Below are 17,568 nucleotides of genomic sequence, written 5' to 3'. Positions count from 1 at the left end.
GGACAGCAGGCAGACGAGGAGTCGCACGGAAAGCGAGAAGTTTGCTCGGGCGAACCGCTTGATGGGCTGAAGAGTGGAAGGTCGGCGGTTCGACCCCGCCCCTGCCCACAAGCACGCGAGGCCCCCGCTGCGGCGGGGGCCTCTCGCATTGGGTCTCTGTGTCACGCGACTCGACCTGCGACTCCGAGCCCGGTCAGTCGCCGTCGCCGTCCCCGCCCTCGGGACCGATCGGCGGGCCCCCGGACTCCACCGCCACGTAGGCCACCGTGGGCACGACCGCGGGGAGCGTCCTGAAACGCGACGTGCGCTGCGGGTCGCCGTTCTCCTCCGCCATCAGGCCACGGTACGCCGATGCGCGCCCCGCCGGCAGGGGCCGGGAATGCCGGCGAGCCTCAGCCCACCGAGACCCGGTTGCCCGCCTCGGTGGAGCGTACGACGACCCGCCTGCCAACCGGCTCCTCGCCGGAGTCCAGGAGCGCCTGGAGGTCCTCGGCCGGCACGGTGGCGAGGAAACGGCCGTCGCCCCGCTCGAGACGACCGACCACGATGCCGAGGCCACCGGTCCGACGGTGGGCGATGGTGAACGCCTCGATCCGAGCCGGACCGTCCGCGACCGCGACCTGCTGGGGCGCAGCCCAGGCGTCGATCTCGCGCTGGAGGGTGGACGAGTCGTCGGGGCGATGCGGGGCGGGCACCGTGGAATAGATGCCGACGGAGTACTTGGACAGGACTCCGCCGTTGGCTCCGACCAGGGCGAAGGAGCCCCGGTCGGCTCGGACCCGGGCGACCGCCTCGGCGATCCCGTGCATCGAGTAGTTGTTGCCCGCGCCACCGAAGAACGGCAGCCCGCCGGTGAGGGTGAGCCCGCGCGGGTCGTCGGCGGCCAACCCGAGCGCGTCGGCCACATTGCTCACCGCGATCGGGAAGCAGCTGTACAGGTCGAGATAGGACAGTTGCTCGACGCCCAGGCCCGCCACGGCGAGCGCGTGCTGCACCGCCATCACCGCCGCAGGGCTCTCTGCCAGGTCAGCCCGGTCCAGCAGGCTCCGCTCGCGCAGGTCCGCATGGCCGCTCAGGTAGACCCACCTGTCCTCGGGTACGCCGAGCCGCCGGGCCGCGCCGACCGAGGCGATCAGCACCGCGGCACCCTGGTTGACCTGGTCCCGTGCGACCAGGTAGCGCGGGTAGGGGTCGGCGATCATCCGGTTGGACTCGGTGACGGCCACCAGTTCCTCGGCGGTGCGCTGCACCGGGGCGGCGGAGAACGGATTGCCCGCCGCGACCCGGGTGAACGGAGCGAAGAGCCGGCCCATGCCGAGCGCCCACTCCTGCGGGGTGACGCCGGCACGGGCACGTCGGGCGTGCTCGCACAGGGCGTACTGCGTCGGCATGTCGACCAGTCCGTGCTCGGCGCCGCCGGGGATCCGCAGGTCCTCGAGTCCGAAGCCGCGGTCCTCCTGGTCCCCGCCGGGGTCATCGGAGAAGTCCGGCCGGTCCCCTCGCCCCGCGAGATGCCGGATCGTGCTGATCGCCTCCGACCCGGCCAGCAGGACCACCTCGTGCCGCCCGGCCGCGATCTCGCCCGCGAACTCGGTGACCAGGTGCTGGGGCGACTGGCCCCCGGCCACCTCGAGGACGGCGCGCCCGGGATCGATCCCGAGCCGGGCGGCGACGGAGCGAGGGAAGTTGGCCGACCGGCCGAGCGGTGCCGGTGCGCCGGGCACCGAGTTCTCGAACTGCCGGGTCGTGGCGATCACCCCGACCGCCTGACCCAACGCCTCGCCGTCGGCCGCTGCGGCGTCCTCCAGGGCGGCCCGGGCGGCACGCACCGCCAGGTCGATCGGCGACAACGCACGGTAGTCCTGGTCGTCGAGCCGCTCGGCGTACTGCCCCACCCCGATCAGGACCGGAGTGGTCTCGGGCAGGGTCTGGCTCGTTGCGGTCATGCGGGTCTCCACGCTCCTTCGCCGGTGTTGCCCGCACTCTGGCAGGACGCGGCGTTCACGTCCATCGCCGCGTGAGCACGACCTCAGCTCTGGGCGTCGTCCCCGGAGTCACCGGAGCCGGTGCCTGTGCCGGAGCCGGAGCCGGAGCCACCACCAGGTCCGCCGCCGGGACCACCGAAACCACCACCGAAGCCACCACCGCTGAACTCACCGGCGGTGACGGTGCCGACCTGGGTGCCGTCCGAGGTCAGCGTGTACGACGCACCGTCCTCCAACCCGTCCACCGAGACGGTGAGGGCCGCGGTCTCCTCGACCGTGTCGTAGGAGGCGATCACGGTGCCGGACGCGCCCTCGACATCGATCGTCCGACCGGCGGGGACCGGGGAATCGAGCGTGGCGACCAGCCATGCCTGGGCCGACTCCTCCCCGGGCGCGACCAGCATCCCGGCACTGCCGCCGGCGAGCAGGCTGCCGCCGTCGACGGTGAGATCGGAAGCGACGTCCAGCGCGCCGTTCCCGCTGCTGGTGGGTCCGTCCACGACGATCTCGCCGCCGGTGATCTCGATCGAGCCGTTCGAGTCGAGACCATCACCCTGGGCGTTCACGTGCACCGTGCCGCCGCTGATGGTCAGGGCACCACCGGTGTCGCCCTCGCCGGGCATGCCGCCCTGGCCGCCGCCCGGCCCCCCGCCCTGACCATCGGCGGGCGGCTCGGGCATCTGCCCGTCCGAGGGGGGCTCGGGCATCTGGCCATCGGCGGGTGGCTCGGGCATCTGGCCGTCCGCCGGCATCTCGGGCATCTCCCCCTGCTGGCCCTGCTGGCCCTGCTGGCCCTGCTGGCCCTGCTGGCCCTGCTGGCCCTGCTGACCCTGCTGACCCTGCTGACCCTGCTGGCCCTGCTGGTCCTGCTGGTCCTGCTCGGAGGAGGTACCGCCGGTGTCCTCCGTCGTGGAGGTCGAGGAGTTCCCCGGCTCGGAGACGTTGATGCCGTCATCGGCGGAGGTCAGGTCGACGCTGCCGCCGGCAATGACGATGTCGCCGCCCTCCATCCCCTCCTCGGACTTGGAGACCGCCACCTTGCCGTCGTTGATCGTGACCGCCCCCTCGGCCTTCACCCCATCGTCGCCGGCCGCGACCTGGAGGGTGCCGCCGTTGACCGCGAGCGAACCGAGTTCGCCCTCGCCGTCGTTGTCGGCCTTGACGCCGTCGTCCTCGGCGGTGACCGCGAGGGAACCGCCCTCGAGGTCGACGTAATCCTTACCGCGCACGCCGTCGTCTGCCGCGGTGACGGAGACGTCGCCGGAGAGCATCACCAGGCCGTCCTTGCTGACGATGCCGTCCGCGCTCACGCCAGTGACGTCGAGCGACCCGTTGCCGGCGATCGTGAGGTCGGCCATCGAGAACAGGGTGGCATTGGGGGTGTCCTCCTCCTCGTCGTCCGCGCCGGATCCCTTGGCGTCGGAGAGGGAGTTGGTGCTGCCGTCGGCGAGGATCACGACCGCCTCGTCCGCCTCGGTGACGACCAGCGGCGAGGACGTGGTCGAGGTGAGGTCGACGCCGTCCAGCACGAGCCGGACCTTCCCGTCGGCGGAGGAGTCGACGACGACCTGACCGTCGCTGAGTCGGCCGCTCAGCACGTAGGTGCCGGGTTCGCTGATGGTGACCACGTCGCCATCGACCGCAACACCGGAACCATCGGTCTCGGTGGCGCCGTCCGCGAGCGAGATGGTGGTGGCCTCCGATGTGTCGTAGTCACCGTCGTCGGCATCGGCATGGGTGCCCTCGAGCCCGGTGACGTAGTTGCTGCTCCCGCGGGAGTCCGCCTGGGCGGTGCCGGTGGAGCCTGCGGCCGCGGGGTCCTCGGTCTCGCTGGCGGCCCCGCACGCGGCGAGGACGGCGACGGCAGCGGCCGCGGACAGGGCGGCGGCGAAGCGGCGACGGCGGGTGGTGTTCAACATGTGCATTCCTCCTGGTGCGGGCTCAGGCGGCCCGAAGCGATGCGGCCCGACAGGGCAGGCCGAGGTGATGGTCGAGGACCCGATGCCACTTCAGACGGGGCAGTTCGGGGTGGAGTGCGGCCAGCCCGGCGCCGTACTTGGAGATCCGCACCGGCCGTTGCCCCAGCCGCCACAGCAACCGGTCGACCGCGCCGGGCGTCGAGCCGGACTTGGTCTCCACGACGGCGAGTCCCTCCAGGACGCCCTCGCGATCGGCCAGGTGGGAGTTCACGGTCAGGCCGGTGTCGATGGTGGCACGGGTCCCTCCCGGCACGAGCAGCGTGCTGCGCAGGTACGACGTGTCCAGAGTCGGTCGCAGTCGGGCGGCCTCGTCGTGGTCGATCAGGGTTGCGGCGTACGCCCGGACGGCGGTGTCCGGGCCTGCGGGCAGTTCGACCCGGTTCTTCACGGTGGTGCCACGCGGGCCGCGGGTCTTGACCTCGACGTAGCTGGTGCCGGTGTCGAGGTAGGTCCGGACCCGGACCTTCCAACGGTTCCGCCGGCCGCGGCCGGCGGCGAAGAAGCTGCTCAGCTCCGGGGTGTCGAGGTAGGTCGAGCGGTAGCCCATCGCGCGGTGACCCTCGATCTCCAGCACCCGGCTCCCCCGCGGCAGGCCGCCGGCCAGGTCTGGCAGGAGTTCGGTCCGGACGAGGTACTTGCGGTCGACCCGGGTCAACAACGCGGCCTCGGCCACCATCCCGCTCAGGTCGATCGGCTCGAGCGAGTCCAGCAGCCTCATCGGGCGGCCTCCGTGAGGGTGGTGGGCGCCGCGGCGACACGGGGTGTGCCGGGGACGTACCGCACCCGCACCAGGGTGGTGTCGTCGGCGAGGTCGAGCCGGATCACCGAGATGTCACGGACGTCGAGCCCGAGCAACTCCTCCACGTGGGCGGTCATCGCGACCGGATCGGCGTGGGCCCGGTCCAGCAGGATCTCCTGGGTCGCGGTCCGCGGCGCCACGGCCGGATGATCCCCCACCGCCACGGCGAGCACCACCGCGGCCATCAGCGTGAAACCGAGCCAGTCCGGAGTGATCGCGAGCCCGCCGAGAAGGCCGAGAGCCAGCGCCGCGAAGTAGTAGGCCACTTCTCGCTGGGCGAGTTCCTCCGAGCGCAACCGGATGATGGACAGGACGCCGAAGAGGCCCAGCCCGAGGCCGGCGCCGATCTCGCTGTTGGCCAGGGCGAGCGTCACACCCAGCACCCCGATGTTGACGGTGAGGTAGGCGACCACCAGTTCCCGACGGCCATCTCGCCGCCAGAACAGTCCGAAGACGAGCACGGCGAGAGCAACCAGGTCGGCGAGCACCATGGGATGAGACATCAGCTGAACTCCAGGGAGACAAGAGGTGAACGGTCTCTCCCATTGCGCCCGATCCGCCTATGCCGTAGGCCTGGCGAACCTGTGCGTCCGCTGTGAGCCCGGTGAACCCGGGGTGACCTGGGCCTCAGACGGCCGTCCGGCCCCTCTCGGCCCGATGCGGACTGCGCCCTTCGCCTTCGCGGATCCCGAAAAATGACCGAGGCCCCCGGTCGGTGACCGGGGGCCTCGGGCCCATGTGGCAGGTGAAGGATTCGAACCTTCGAAGCTTTCGCGACGGATTTACAGTCCGCTCCCATTGGCCGCTCGGGCAACCTGCCGGGCTGTCATCGCACCCCACCGTGGTGCGGGCGACGACGGAACGGAACAATAGCGCAGGCACCACGGCGGACGAAAACCGAGGCCGGGCCCCGCGCCGAGGTCGTAGGCTCCGTGACCGTCGCGCCCGCGCGCGACGAACCTCCCCGTCCCCCACCATCGCCAGGAGTAGCCATGGCCGACAGCTCGTTCGACATCGTCAGCAAGATCGACCGTCAGGAGGTCGACAACGCCCTGGGGCAGACCGCCCGCGAGGTGGCGACCCGCTTCGACTTCAAGGGCACCGGCGCGAGCATCGAGTGGCAGGGCGAGAACGCCATCGAGATCACCGCCTCCGCCGACGACCGGGCCAGCGCCGTCCTCGACGTGTTCAAGGGCAAGCTGATCAAGCGCGGCCAGAGCCTGAAGATCGTGGACGCCTCCGAGCCGCGCCAGTCCGGCCAGCAGTCCAAGATCGGCATCGCGCTCAAGGAGGGGATCAGCTCCGAGGACGCCAAGAAGATCTCCAAGCTGATCCGCGATGAGGGCCCCAAGGGCGTCAAGGCCCAGATCCAGGGAGACGAGCTCCGGGTCTCGGCCAAGAAGCGCGACGACCTCCAGGCCGTCATCGCCCTGGTCAAGGAACAGGACTACGACTTCGCCGTCCAGTTCACCAACTACCGCTAAATCTCGCGTGGACGCGGCGCCCCCGGTCTCACAGGCGTCAGCCTCGGCGGGCCCAGCGGGTCCAGCCGACGCGGTCGTTCGGGTCGCGCATCGCATCGGGGGTGAGGCTGTTGTCGGTCTCCGCCCGCCCGCGGAGCACCTGGGGCTCGCCGAGGCATCGCCGCGGCACGGTGAGCCGAATGCGGTCGTACAGGTTCTCCCGCGTCTTGAGCCGACAGGTCTGCTCCCAACCCTGCCAGCGGGTGTTCTTCGTGACGGTCAACTGTCGCGGCGCGAACTGGGTGGTGGCTACGGTGAAGTCGATCCGTCGGGTCCCCGGCCGGTCGAGGTCGACGAAAAGCGACAGCGGCCACGCATGCCCGCGCACGCGCCCGTCGTAGACCACCGTCATGACCACGCGGTGAGGTTGATATCGCACGATCAGCCGGGCAATGTCGCCGCTCCCCCGGTCGTCGTCGACACGGTCGTGCCGCACGACCCGTTCTGCCTGCGCGGGCGCCAGCAGCGCCACGGGCGCGAGCACCGCCAGCACCGCGACGATCGCCACCCGCATCATCGTCCTCGTCGAACCCATCGGTCCCCCTCGAGCGTGTCGTCGGCCCGCAGCTGCGCGGGCCCCGTCTCCTGATCAGACGCGGTCGCTACCGGTCAGGGTTGCGTTCCGCCCTCGATCCGCGTCGATGCACCCCTCGGATCGCCCGACGCAGGACCTCTCCGTCAGGAGCATCAGGAGGACTGACTGATACCGCGGCCGGCCGTCGATTCGGCGAGACCCTCCGACCTCGCGGCCGGACGGGCCGGCCACCAGAACCGCTCCCCGAGGAGGACGGCGAGTGAGGGGACCAGCACGGTCCGCACCAGCAGCGTGTCGAGCAGGACGCCGAGGCAGACCACCACGCCGAGCTGGGCCAGCACCACCAGCGGGAGGACGCCGAGCACCGCGAACACCGCGCCGAGCAGGATGCCCGCACTGGTGATCACGCCACCGGTGGCGGCGAGGGCACGGAGCATCCCGGTGCGGGTGCCATGCTCGGTGGCCTCCTCACGGGCTCGGGTGACCAGGAAGATGTTGTAGTCGACCCCGAGCGCGACCAGGAACAAGAACGCGTAGAGCGGCACCTGGTTGTCGAGCGCGGAGAAGCCGAGCGGCCCCTGGAACAGCCACCAGGCCGCACCCAGGCTGGCGGCGTAGGTCGCGACCACGGTGGCCACCAGCAGGACCGGCGCCAGCACCGAGCGCAGCAGTACGACCAGCGAGACGAGCACCAGGAGCAGGATGAGCGGCATGATCACCAGCCGGTCCCGGGCGGCCGCGTCGCGCTCGTCGATGGCGGACGCCTCCTGCCCGCCCACGTAGGTCTCCTCGAACCCGCCGACCGCCTCGCGCAGTGCCTGCACCTGCGCCTCGGCCTGGTCCGACCCCGGTGGCGCCTCGAGCACCACGTCGATCTGGGTCATGCCCGAGCCTTGTGCGACCACCTGGGCCGAGACCGCCCCCTCCGATGAGGAGGCGGCGGCCGCGACCTCGGCCGGGTCCGCGGCGGTGACGATCTCGGCCGGCTCCGCCGCCCCGGCCGGGAACGACTGCGCCAGCCGCTCGGCAGCGGCGATGGCCTCGGGCTTCTCGAGGAACTGGTCTGCCTGGTCGAGTCCCACCGAGATCGAGGTGGTGCCACTGGCCAGCACCCCCAGCAGGACCAGCGTGCCGGCCACCAGCCACGCCGGACGTTTCCGGACGACGCCACCGACGCGGCTCCACAGCGTGGTCCGATCGACCAGGGCAGCCTCGCCGACCCGGGGCACCCTGGGCCAGAAGACCCATCGCCCGAAGCAGACCAGTGCGGAGGGGAGTACGACCAGGACGAAGAACGCCGCCACCACCACGCCGATCGCGCAGGCCAGCCCCAGCCCACGCGTGGTGGGGGTCAGCGAGAGGAGCAGGGTCAGCAGCCCCAGGACGACGGTGACCGAACTGGCCAGGACCGCCTCGACCGTGCGGGTCAGTGCGTGCGCCATCGCGGCCCGCCGGTCCGGCGTACGGCGCAGCTCGTCGCGGTAGCGCGAGATCAGCAGCAGCGCGTAGTCCGTGCCCGCACCGAAGACCAGCACCGACAGGATGCCCACGGTGGACTCGTCCCAGGCGACGTCGAGGCGAGCCATCACCTGGGTCGCGAGGACGGCGGCGAACCGGTCGGCGACACCGACCACCGCGAGGGGGATCAGCCAGAGCACCGGACTCCGGTAGGTGATCACCAGCAGGACCGCCACCACCGACGCGGTGGCGAGAAGCAGACGCAGGTCCGCCCCGTCGAAGACGCGGGCGAGGTCTGCCTCCACTCCGGCGGCGCCGGTCACCTGGGCGTCCACCCCGTCCGGCACCTGGTCGTCCAACTGGGCCCGCAGGTCGTCCACCGCTGCGATGGTGGCGGTGGACGACTCGGCCTCGATCGGTACGACGGCCAGCATCGCGCTCCCGTCCTCGGCCACCTGGACCGACGGCGGTACCGCCCCCGCGGATTGCGCGAGCCGGGTCAGGTCCTGCTGCTCTGCCGGGGTCAGCTCGCCCTGCTGGGCGGTGAAGAGCACCAGCGCGGAGCTGTCTCCGTCCTCGGCGAGCGACTCCTGGACCTCGACGACGCGGGTGCTGTCGTAGCCCTCGGGGATGGAGTCGGTGGGGAGGCGGGTGCGCTCCCCTTCGCCGAGGAGGAGGGTCCCGGCGAGGGCGAGCACCAGCGGCACCAACGCCACGAGCCACGCCGTACGCGCTCCGGTGACGAATCGTGCGGCAGGATGGGCGGTGTGCATCGAGGACTCCAGTCTGAGAGTTCGGGGTGCTTAAGCAAGTTAATCATCAAGAAGGTGAAAAAGTGAGCGGGCACGTGTCGACGGATCCCGCAGGCCCGCCCTCCCCCGAGTGGCACGAGGCAACCAGCCTGCGCACGCTGCGCGCCCTGCTCGAGGCCGCCACCCAGGTACGACGGGTGGTCGCCCGCCGGGCGGGTCTCAGCGAGACCGAACTGGCCGCCCTCGAGCAGCTCAGTCACGGACCGATCGGTCCCGCCGCGCTCGCCCGGCGACTCGACGTCACCTCAGCCGCCTCCACCGGCATCGTCGACCGCCTCTCGCACCGCGGTCACGCCGAGCGGCGACCGGATGCCGAGGACCGCCGGCGTACCGAGATCCACCTGACCGCATCGGGCCGGTCGACCGCCTCCCGGGAGTTGGCTCCCATGTTCGTCAGGCTCGCGCGCCTGGAGGACGAGTTCGAACCAGACGAGCTCGACGCCATCAACCGCTACCTGGAGGGGGCGCTCCGGGCCCTGGAGAGCGTGGGGGCGGACCGGTCGCCGGAAGACCCGCAAGGCGACTTCGTCGAGTGATCTGATCGAGTCATCTGACACACTGAGCAGGTGCGAGTATCTGCCAAGTCCGACTACGCCCTGCGCGCACTCATCGAGATGGCCACCCGTGAGGACGCCCGCGCGGTGAGCGCCGAAGAGCTCGGTCGCGTCCAGGACATCCCGCACGGCTTCCTCCAGGCCATCCTCGGCGACCTGCGCAAGGCCGGCGTCGTGATCAGCCAGCGGGGCAAGTCCGGCGGCTGGCGGCTCGCGCGCTCGGCTGCCGAGGTGTCGGTGGCCGACGTGATCCGCGCCGTCGATGGTCCGCTGGTCTCGGTCTACGGGCTCCGACCCGAGAGCGTCAGCTACAACGAGGACGCCGAGGTGCTCCAGCACGTGTGGATCGCGGCCCGCGACTCGCTGCGCGAGGTGTTCGAGCACGTCTCGATCGCCCAGCTCGCCTCCCGGGAGCTGCCGGACGAGGTCACCGTCCGCACCGCCCGCGAGGAGGCCTGGGAGCCGCACTGAGCCCCGGCCCACCGATCCGCCGCCCGCTGCGCGCCGCCAGCCGGGACGCTCGCGAGGGCGACTACCGGCGGATCCATGCTGAGCCAGCGGGTGCCCTCGGACAAGGGCACCCGCAGTCCGCGACCAGCACGTGGACGACCCGGAGGTCAGGCGCCCGCGACCAGCACCGGCTTCGCCGGCTCGAACAACGCGCTGAGGAACACCACCCGACCCTGTTCCAGGGCGAGCCGTCGGGCATGTGGGCGGGTCAGCTCGACGGTCACGACCTCCCCGTCGTCGGTGAGCACGGTGAGGCGCACCTCGAAGCCGATGCGCTGCACCCGCGACACCGTGCCCTCGATCGAGTCCGGGCCGGCGGGCGCGAGGGACACCTCGATGTCATGCGGCCGGACCAGCTGCCCGTCGAGGGTGGTGACCGAGCCCAGGAAGCCCATCACGAAGTCGTTCGCGGGGGCGTCGTAGAGCTGGTCGGGCGTGCCCACCTGCTCCACCCGACCCTCGTTGATCACCACGATCTCGTCCGCCACCTCCAGCGCCTCCTCCTGGTCGTGCGTCACGAACACGGTGGTCACGTGGACCTCCTCATGCAGCCTGCGCAGCCAGTCGCGCAGCTCCTTGCGGACCTTCGCGTCCAGGGCCCCGAACGGCTCGTCGAGCAGGAGCACGGTGGGCTCCACCGCCAGGGCGCGGGCCAGCGCCATCCGCTGACGCTGACCGCCGGAGAGCTGGGAGGGAAGCCGATGGGCGAACTGGGAGAGATGGACGAGTTCGAGCAGTTCCTCCACCCTCGCCTGGATCTCGCCCTTCGGCCGCTTCCTGATCTCCAGACCGAAGGCGACGTTCCTGGCGACGCTCATGTGCTTGAACGCCGCATAGTGCTGGAAGACGAACCCGACATTGCGCTTCTGCACCGCCAGCCGGGTGGCGTCGGTGCCCTCGATCAGGATCGAGCCCGAATCGGCGGTCTCCAGTCCCGCGATCACCCGGAGCAAGGTGGTCTTGCCCCCGCCGCTGGGTCCGAGCAGGGCGGTGAGCCCTCCAGTGGGGATGCTCAGGTTGATGTTCTCGAGCGCGACGAAGTCGCCGTACCGCTTGTTGACACCGGACACTTCGATACTCACTTGTCACTGCCCTTCCGCAGAGAAGCGCCGCGCGCTACGAGCACGCAGCACGAAGACGACGAGGATGCACAGCACCGAGACGCTGGCGAGGAGGAAGGCGACGGCGTAGGCGCCGTCCTGGTCGAAGTTGAGGTACTTCTCCTCGACGGCGAGGGTGGCGGTCCGGGTCTCGCCCAAGACGTTGCCCGAGACCACCTTGACCGCTCCGAACTCGCCGATGGATCGGGCCAGGGTGAGCACCACCCCGTAGATCATCGCCCACTTGATCGCGGGCAGAGTGACCCGCCAGAAGGCCTGCCAGCCACTGGCGCCGAGGCTCCACGCGGCCTGCTCCTGCTCGGTGCCGACCTCTCTGAGCACCGGTTCCACCTCGCGGATCACCAGCGGCAGGGAGACGAACGCCGTGGCCATGATGATCCCGGGGGTGGCGAACACGACCTGGAACCCCCAGCTCTCCAGGGTGGGGCCGAACCAGCCGTCCCGGCCGCCGTACACGAGCACGAGGGCGAGGCCGACGACGATCGGCGAGACCGCCAGCGGCAGGTCCACGAACGCGCTCAGCAACCTCTTGCCGGGGAATTCGCAGCGCACCAGCAGCAGGGAGATCCCCACTCCGAAGACGGTGTTGATCACGGTCGCCACCACCGCTGCGAGGGCGGTGAGACGCAGCGCCGCGACCAGGTCGGGATCTGCGAACAGGGCCTGCAGCGACTCGGTGCCGTGCGCGAAGGTGTGCGTGACCACCAGCAGCAGCGGCCACGCCACCAGGAGCACCAGGTAGACGATGACGAAGGCCCGGAGCAGATACCCGAACGGGCCGTTGCGGACTCGACGAACCTCAGCCACGTCTGGCCACCCTTCGCTGGATGAGATCGAGGAGCAGGATCACGGCCAGCGAGATCAGGAGCAGCAGGGTCGCGATCGACGCCGCGCCACCGGGGTTGTCGTGCTCGATGGCGCTCAGGATGCGCACCGAGGAGACCTCCGACTCGAAGGGCAGGTTGCCCGAGAGCAGGACCAGCGAGCCGTACTCCCCCACCGCACGGGCGAAGGAGAGGGCGGCTCCGGCTGCGATCGCGGGCGCCAGGCTCGGCAGGATGATCCGCCGGAAGGTGGTGACCCGACTGGCACCCAGGGAGGCCGCCGCCTCCTCGACATCGGACTCCAGCTCCTCCAGGACAGGCTGCACGGTGCGTACGACGAAGGGCAGCGTGACGAACAGGAACGCCAGGTAGACCGACCACTGCGTGTTCGCCCAGTGCAGGCCGAGCGGACTCTCGTTGCCGTAGAGCGAGAGCAACACCAGGCCCGCCACGATGGTGGGCAGCGCGAACGGGACGTCGATGATCAACTCCAGCAGGCCCTTGCCGGGGAAGTGGTCGCGGACCAGCACCCACGCGATCGCGGTACCGGTGAAGACGTTGAGCGCGGTGACCACGACCGCCGCGAGCACCGTGAGCCGGATCGAGGCCGCCGTCTGGTCGTTGGTGATCGTGCTCCAGAAGCCGCTCCAGCCGGCCTGGGACGCGGTCACGATCACGGCGGCCAGCGGCAGCAGCACGAGCAGGCTGAACCACAGCATGGTGAGTCCCAGGCCGATGCCCGAGGTGCGCGTCAGGTTGTGGGCGAGGGCCGGCCGGGATGCGGCCGGCCTCGTCCCGATCAGTTCAGCCACGACTCCGCGTCACCCGGTCGCCTTGCCGGACTTCGCGATCGACTCCGTCACGATGCCCAGCGGCTCGCCGTCCTCGCCGGTGCCGAACAGTTCGTCCTTGACGGCGTCCCAGCCGGGGCCGCCGAAGTCCTTCTCCAGGGTCAGCAGGTGTGGCACCGCCGGGAAGGGGTCCTCGGGGTCCGGTGCGCCCTCGATGTCGGCCGGCTCGAGCCCGAGCGCCTCGAAGTCGACCACCCCCGGCTCGGCGGTGTTCACCGGACGGAAGCCGGTCAGGGCGAACTGCTTCTGCCCCTCGGTGCCCAGCACGAAGTCCAACCAGTCCTGGGAGGGAGCGGAGGCGTCCTTCAGCACGGCGCCGGGGTTCTCGATCAGCACGGTGGTCTCCGGGATGACGTACTCGAAGCCTTCGTCGTTCTGCGCCGCCAGGATCGCCTCGTTCTCGTAGGCGAGCAGCACGTCCCCGGTGCCGTCGAGGAACGCCGTGGTGGCGTCCCGACCACTGTTGGTCAGCGACACCACGTTGGCGAACAGCTTGTCCAGGTACGCCGTCCCCTCCGCCTCGGTGCCGCCGTTCTTGACGATGTGACCCCACGCGGCCAGCGCGTTCCACCGGGCCGAGCCCGACGACGCGGGGTTGGGGGTGACGATCTCGACCCCCGGCTTGATCAGGTCATCCCAGCCCTGGATGTTCTTCGGGTTCCCGTCGCGGACCGCGAGGACCACGATCGAGGTGGACACGATGCCCTTGTTCTCACCCTGGTCCCACGAGGGGTCGACCAGGCCCTCCTCCTCCAGCCGGTCGACGTCCGAGCCCACCGACAGGTGGACGTAGTCGGCGTCGAGTCCCTCGACGACGGCACGACTCTGGTCACCCGAGGCGCCGTACGAGGTCCGGAAGCCGACCCCGTCGCCCTCCGGTGTCTGCGTGAACTCGGCGGCGATCGCCTTGTTGGCGGCCTCCGGCACGGCGTAGCCGACGATCGAGATCGTCTCGTCGCCGGACGCGGCACCGTCGGCTCCACCGCACCCGGCGAGCACGAGACCGAGCCCGACGAGACCGGCCACTCCCCATCTTCCTGCGTTCTTCCTCATCGGTCCCACACTCCGTGTCCATTGCTCAGCTTTTCAATCATTTCAGGAATCTCTATGAGACTACTCAACTTAATTGCTCCACTGTCAACAGATCGGCGTGTCGCGCAGAAATCACGAGATCCGGCGGCGCCGCGTGAGACGACACACATGTCCAACCGGGGAGACGGTTCGGTTGACATGGGGGCGCGGACTACCCTGAAGAGTCGGCGGCGCTCTCCAGTACGGGAGTCCGCTGAGACCATCGAGCAAGGGAAGTATCAGGGTGTCCAAGCAGGTCCAGCAGCTTGACCGCGTCATCATCAGGTTCGCCGGTGATTCCGGCGATGGCATGCAGCTCACCGGTGACCGGTTCACCCAGGAGTCCGCCATCTTCGGCAACGACCTGATGACGCTCCCCAACTTCCCCGCCGAGATCCGCGCCCCACAGGGCACCATCCCCGGCGTGTCGTCCTTCCAGGTGCACTTCGCCGACCACCAGATCCTCACCGCCGGCGACGCGCCCGACGTGCTGGTCGCGATGAACCCCGCCGCCCTCAAGGCCAATCTCGGCGACCTGCCCAAGGGCGCCACCGTCATCGTCGACTCCCACGACTTCACCAAGCGCAACCTCTCCAAGGCCGGCTACGACGCCGACCCGCTGGAGTCGATCGGCGACGCCGGCTCGGTGCTGGGCGAGTACGCCGTACACCCCGTCGACCTGACCGGCATGACCGTCGAGGCGGTCAAGGAGTTCGGCCTGTCCCGCAAGGACGCCGCCCGGGCGAAGAACATGTTCGCCCTGGGCCTGCTGTCCTGGATGTACGGCCGCCCGACCGAGCCGACCATCGGCTTCCTGACCAAGCGGTTCGCCAAGGTGCCCGACATCCGCGAGGCCAACATCGCGGCGTTCAAGGCCGGCTGGAACTTCGGCGAGACCACCGAGGCGTTCGCGGTCTCCTATGAGATCAAGCCCGCCCCCATGGCACCGGGCACCTACCGCAACATCTCCGGCAACCTCGCCCTGGCCTACGGCCTGGTGGCCGCCGGCGTCCGCTCCGACCTGCCGGTCTTCCTCGGGTCCTACCCGATCACCCCGGCCTCGGACATCCTGCATGAACTGTCCAAGCACAAGTCCTTCGGCGTCACCACCCTCCAGGCCGAGGACGAGATCGCCGGCATCGGTGCCGCGATCGGCGCCTCCTACGCCGGCGCGCTCGGCGTCACGACCACCTCCGGCCCCGGCATCGCGCTGAAGTCCGAGGCGATCGGCCTGGCCGTGATGACCGAACTGCCGCTGCTGGTGGTCAACGTCCAGCGCGGCGGGCCCTCCACCGGCCTGCCGACCAAGACCGAGCAGGCCGACCTGCTGCAGGCCATGTTCGGCCGGAACGGCGAGGCCCCCGTCGCGATCGTGGCGCCGCAGTCGCCCGGCGACTGCTTCGACGCCGCCCTGGAGGCCGCCCGGATCGCGGTCACCTACCGCACCCCGGTGATGCTGCTCTCCGACGGCTACATCGCCAACGGCTCCGAGCCGTGGCGGATCCCGGAGATCTCCGAACTGCCCACCATCGACCCCGGCTTCGCGACCGCGCCCGCCGTGGGCGAGGACGGATCCACGCCGGAGTTCGAGCCCTATGCCCGCGACCCCGAGACCCTCGCCCGTCCGTGGGCGATCCCCGGCACCGCCGGCCTCGAGCACCGCATCGGCGGCCTGGAGAAGGGCGACGGGCACGGCAACATCTCCTACGACCCGGCCAACCACGACAAGATGGTCCGGCTGCGCCAGGCCAAGATCGACAAGATCGCCGATTCCCTGCCGCCGCTCGAGGTCGACGACCCCTCCGGCCGGGCCCGCGTGCTGGTGATCGGCTGGGGTTCGACCTACGGCCCGATCGGCGCCGGCGTACGACGGGTCCGCAAGGCCGGCTTCAACGTCGCCCAGGCCCACCTGCGCCACCTCAACCCGTTCCCGAAGGATCTCGGCGAGATCCTCCAGGGCTACGACAAGATCCTCGTGCCCGAGATGAACCTCGGCCAGCTCTCCCTGCTCCTGCGCGCGGAGTACCTCGTCGACGCGGTCGGCTTCAACGTCGTGCGCGGTCTGCCGCTCAAGGCCGCCGAGCTCGCCGACGCCATCGCCGAGCTCGTCGGCGAAGCCGAGGGCGTGCCCGTCGACCTCGCCCAGAACATCGATCCCGAGTCCACGACCGATCTGGAGGTTGCCAAGTGACCGCGACCGACGCTTCCACCGAGCTGGGTCTGCCTGCGTTCCGCACCGGCACCGAGCTCGTCCCCGCCCTGCCCGAGGGCCAGACCCAGACCGGCAAGGACTTCACCAGCGACCAGGAGGTCCGCTGGTGCCCCGGCTGCGGTGACTACGCCGTGCTCAAGGCCGTCCAGGGGTTCCTCCCCGACCTCGGCCTGCGCCGGGAGAACATCGTCTTCGTCTCCGGGATCGGCTGCTCCTCGCGCTTCCCGTACTACCTGGACACCTTCGGGATGCACTCGATCCACGGCCGGGCGCCCTCGATCGCGACCGGTCTGGCGACCGCGCGCGAGGACCTCTCGGTGTGGGTGGTCACCGGTGACGGCGACGCCCTCTCGATCGGTGGCAACCATCTCATCCACGCCCTGCGGCGCAACGTCAACATGACGATCCTGCTGTTCAACAACCGCATCTACGGGCTCACCAAGGGTCAGTACTCCCCCACCTCGGAGACCGGCAAGGTCACCAAGTCGACCCCGGTCGGCTCGATCGACCAGCCGTTCAACCCGGTCTCGCTGGCCCTGGGCGCGGAGGCGTCCTTCGTGGCCCGCACCATCGACTCCGACCGCAAGCACCTCACCTCGGTGCTCTCCGCGGCCGCCGCCCACCGGGGCACCTCGCTGGTGGAGATCTACCAGAACTGCCCGATCTTCAACGACGGCGCCTTCGAGGACCTCAAGGGCCGCGACACCAAGGACGAGTCGATCATCCCGCTGGTCCACGGCGAGCCGATCGTCTTCGCCGGCGGTGCCAAGGGCGTCGTCCGCGACCCCGCCACCGGCGGTGTCAAGGTCGCCCAGGTCGAGGAGGTCGGCCTGGACGCCGTGCTCGTCCACGACGCGCACAACACCGACCCCACCGTGGCCTTCGCGATCTCCCGGCTCACCGCGGCCGACTACCTCCACCAGGCTCCGATCGGCATCTTCCGCCAGGTCGAGCGACCGACCTACGACGACCAGGCCCGTGCCCAGGTCAGCGCCGCCGTCGACGCCGCCGCCGCCTCCCCCGATGAGCGCCTCGGTGCCCTCCTCGGCGCGGGCGACACCTGGACCGTCGTCTGACCCAGCGCTACACCTGATCGAGCCGGCGTACTCGTACGCCGGCTCGATCTCGTTGGTCGCGGTCCCGCAGGTCGAGTTGTGGGTTGTGGACGGTCGAGTTGGGCCCTGCCGACCGTTGAGTTGTGGGTTCTGGACGGTCGAGTTGTGGGCCGTGGACGGTTGAGTTGTCGGTTCCGGGAGGACCGTCTCAACGGTCCGGGAGGACCCACTCAACAGTTCGGGAGGACCCACTCAACCGTTCGGGAGGACCCACTCAAC

The 17,568-nt window shown here is 70.3% G+C and carries 16 protein-coding genes and 1 tRNA gene; 5 read left to right on the top strand and 12 right to left on the bottom strand.

Features of this window, described 5'->3' with window-relative positions; genetic code table 11:
• Positions 1-193: 193 nt before the first annotated feature.
• From G515_RS23350 to G515_RS0112335, 6 genes are all read right to left on the bottom strand, one after another.
• On the bottom strand, positions 194-334 hold the full coding sequence (locus G515_RS23350) for a hypothetical protein (protein ID WP_157571092.1): 141 nt from the start codon (positions 332-334) through the stop codon (positions 194-196).
• Positions 335-392: 58 nt separating this feature from the next.
• Positions 393-1,946 (bottom strand): acetyl-CoA acetyltransferase, encoded by a 1,554-nt coding sequence (locus tag G515_RS0112355; protein WP_036555487.1) that lies wholly within the window; start codon positions 1,944-1,946, stop codon positions 393-395.
• A gap of 83 nt (positions 1,947-2,029) precedes the next feature.
• Entirely contained in the window at positions 2,030-3,904 is a 1,875-nt protein-coding gene (locus tag G515_RS23640) for a carbohydrate-binding domain-containing protein (protein WP_051218336.1), read from the bottom strand.
• A 22-nt stretch (positions 3,905-3,926) separates the two neighbouring features.
• On the bottom strand, positions 3,927-4,682 hold the full coding sequence (locus tag G515_RS21225; protein WP_051218335.1) for a polyphosphate polymerase domain-containing protein: 756 nt from the start codon (positions 4,680-4,682) through the stop codon (positions 3,927-3,929).
• Positions 4,679-5,266 carry a DUF4956 domain-containing protein gene (locus G515_RS21220; RefSeq protein ID WP_036555485.1) on the bottom strand — a complete coding sequence of 196 codons (588 nt, stop codon included), beginning with the start codon at positions 5,264-5,266 and terminating at the stop codon, positions 4,679-4,681. The genes G515_RS21225 and G515_RS21220 overlap by 4 nt, the downstream gene beginning before the upstream one ends.
• 236 nt (positions 5,267-5,502) lie before the next feature.
• Positions 5,503-5,583: transfer RNA gene (locus G515_RS0112335), tRNA-Tyr, on the bottom strand.
• A gap of 172 nt (positions 5,584-5,755) precedes the next feature.
• Between G515_RS0112335 and G515_RS0112330 the strand changes: the two genes are divergently transcribed.
• A complete protein-coding gene (locus G515_RS0112330) occupies positions 5,756-6,247 on the top strand; it encodes a YajQ family cyclic di-GMP-binding protein (protein ID WP_028660372.1) in 492 nt (163 codons plus the stop codon).
• 37 nt (positions 6,248-6,284) lie between these two features.
• Here the strand turns inward: G515_RS0112330 and G515_RS0112325 are convergent, their stop codons facing one another.
• Together G515_RS0112325 and G515_RS21215 are read right to left on the bottom strand one after the other, a co-directional pair.
• Complete coding sequence (locus G515_RS0112325; RefSeq protein WP_157571091.1) at positions 6,285-6,794, bottom strand: hypothetical protein; 510 nt, start codon at positions 6,792-6,794, stop codon at positions 6,285-6,287.
• Between the two features lie 179 nt (positions 6,795-6,973).
• Positions 6,974-9,052, bottom strand: a complete 2,079-nt coding sequence (locus G515_RS21215) for an MMPL family transporter (RefSeq protein ID WP_051218334.1) — start codon at positions 9,050-9,052, stop codon at positions 6,974-6,976.
• A 62-nt stretch (positions 9,053-9,114) separates the two neighbouring features.
• Between G515_RS21215 and G515_RS22745 the strand changes: the two genes are divergently transcribed.
• Positions 9,115-9,627 carry a MarR family winged helix-turn-helix transcriptional regulator gene (locus G515_RS22745; protein ID WP_157571090.1) on the top strand — a complete coding sequence of 171 codons (513 nt, stop codon included), beginning with the start codon at positions 9,115-9,117 and terminating at the stop codon, positions 9,625-9,627.
• Positions 9,628-9,657: 30 nt separating this feature from the next.
• Entirely contained in the window at positions 9,658-10,116 is a 459-nt protein-coding gene (locus tag G515_RS0112310) for an RrF2 family transcriptional regulator (protein ID WP_028660370.1), read from the top strand.
• 146 nt (positions 10,117-10,262) lie between these two features.
• Here G515_RS0112310 and G515_RS0112305 read toward each other — a convergent pair whose 3' ends face one another.
• From G515_RS0112305 to G515_RS0112290, 4 genes are read right to left on the bottom strand one after another with little or no spacing between them, the layout of a single operon-like run.
• A complete protein-coding gene (locus G515_RS0112305; protein WP_028660369.1) occupies positions 10,263-11,237 on the bottom strand; it encodes a sulfate/molybdate ABC transporter ATP-binding protein in 975 nt (324 codons plus the stop codon).
• 3 nt (positions 11,238-11,240) lie between these two features.
• On the bottom strand, positions 11,241-12,083 hold the full coding sequence (locus tag G515_RS0112300; RefSeq protein WP_028660368.1) for a sulfate ABC transporter permease: 843 nt from the start codon (positions 12,081-12,083) through the stop codon (positions 11,241-11,243).
• A complete protein-coding gene (gene cysT, locus G515_RS0112295; protein WP_028660367.1) occupies positions 12,076-12,912 on the bottom strand; it encodes a sulfate ABC transporter permease subunit CysT in 837 nt (278 codons plus the stop codon). The genes G515_RS0112300 and cysT overlap by 8 nt, the downstream gene beginning before the upstream one ends.
• 9 nt (positions 12,913-12,921) lie before the next feature.
• Positions 12,922-14,004 (bottom strand): sulfate ABC transporter substrate-binding protein, encoded by a 1,083-nt coding sequence (locus G515_RS0112290; protein WP_028660366.1) that lies wholly within the window; start codon positions 14,002-14,004, stop codon positions 12,922-12,924.
• A gap of 262 nt (positions 14,005-14,266) precedes the next feature.
• On the opposite strand from G515_RS0112290, the gene G515_RS0112285 reads away from it, so the two are divergent.
• Together G515_RS0112285 and G515_RS0112280 are read left to right on the top strand one after the other, a co-directional pair.
• Positions 14,267-16,213 carry a 2-oxoacid:acceptor oxidoreductase subunit alpha gene (locus G515_RS0112285; protein ID WP_028660365.1) on the top strand — a complete coding sequence of 649 codons (1,947 nt, stop codon included), beginning with the start codon at positions 14,267-14,269 and terminating at the stop codon, positions 16,211-16,213.
• 68 nt (positions 16,214-16,281) lie between these two features.
• Complete coding sequence (locus tag G515_RS0112280; RefSeq protein WP_245565420.1) at positions 16,282-17,310, top strand: 2-oxoacid:ferredoxin oxidoreductase subunit beta; 1,029 nt, start codon at positions 16,282-16,284, stop codon at positions 17,308-17,310.
• The last annotated feature ends 258 nt before the right edge of the window (positions 17,311-17,568 follow it).

Origin of the sequence: Nocardioides insulae DSM 17944 (genome assembly GCF_000422825.1) — a bacterium.
In the GTDB taxonomy this organism is placed as follows: domain Bacteria; phylum Actinomycetota; class Actinomycetes; order Propionibacteriales; family Nocardioidaceae; genus Nocardioides; species Nocardioides insulae.
Note: the sequence above shows the minus strand (reverse complement) of the source record. Positions and strands in the feature narration are given on the sequence as shown.

Bases quoted from the DNA above. Each gene is read 5' to 3' on its own strand.
- G515_RS21220 (WP_036555485.1), bottom strand. From the start codon at position 5,266: ATGTCTCATCCCATGGTGCTCGCCGACCTGGTTGCTCTCGCCGTGCTC.
- G515_RS23640 (WP_051218336.1), bottom strand. From the start codon at position 3,904: ATGTTGAACACCACCCGCCGTCGCCGCTTCGCCGCCGCCCTGTCCGCG.
- G515_RS21225 (WP_051218335.1), bottom strand. From the start codon at position 4,682: ATGAGGCTGCTGGACTCGCTCGAGCCGATCGACCTGAGCGGGATGGTG.
- G515_RS0112330 (WP_028660372.1), top strand. From the start codon at position 5,756: ATGGCCGACAGCTCGTTCGACATCGTCAGCAAGATCGACCGTCAGGAG.
- G515_RS0112355 (WP_036555487.1), bottom strand. From the start codon at position 1,946: ATGACCGCAACGAGCCAGACCCTGCCCGAGACCACTCCGGTCCTGATC.
- G515_RS21215 (WP_051218334.1), bottom strand. From the start codon at position 9,052: ATGCACACCGCCCATCCTGCCGCACGATTCGTCACCGGAGCGCGTACG.
- G515_RS0112290 (WP_028660366.1), bottom strand. From the start codon at position 14,004: ATGAGGAAGAACGCAGGAAGATGGGGAGTGGCCGGTCTCGTCGGGCTC.
- G515_RS23350 (WP_157571092.1), bottom strand. From the start codon at position 334: ATGGCGGAGGAGAACGGCGACCCGCAGCGCACGTCGCGTTTCAGGACG.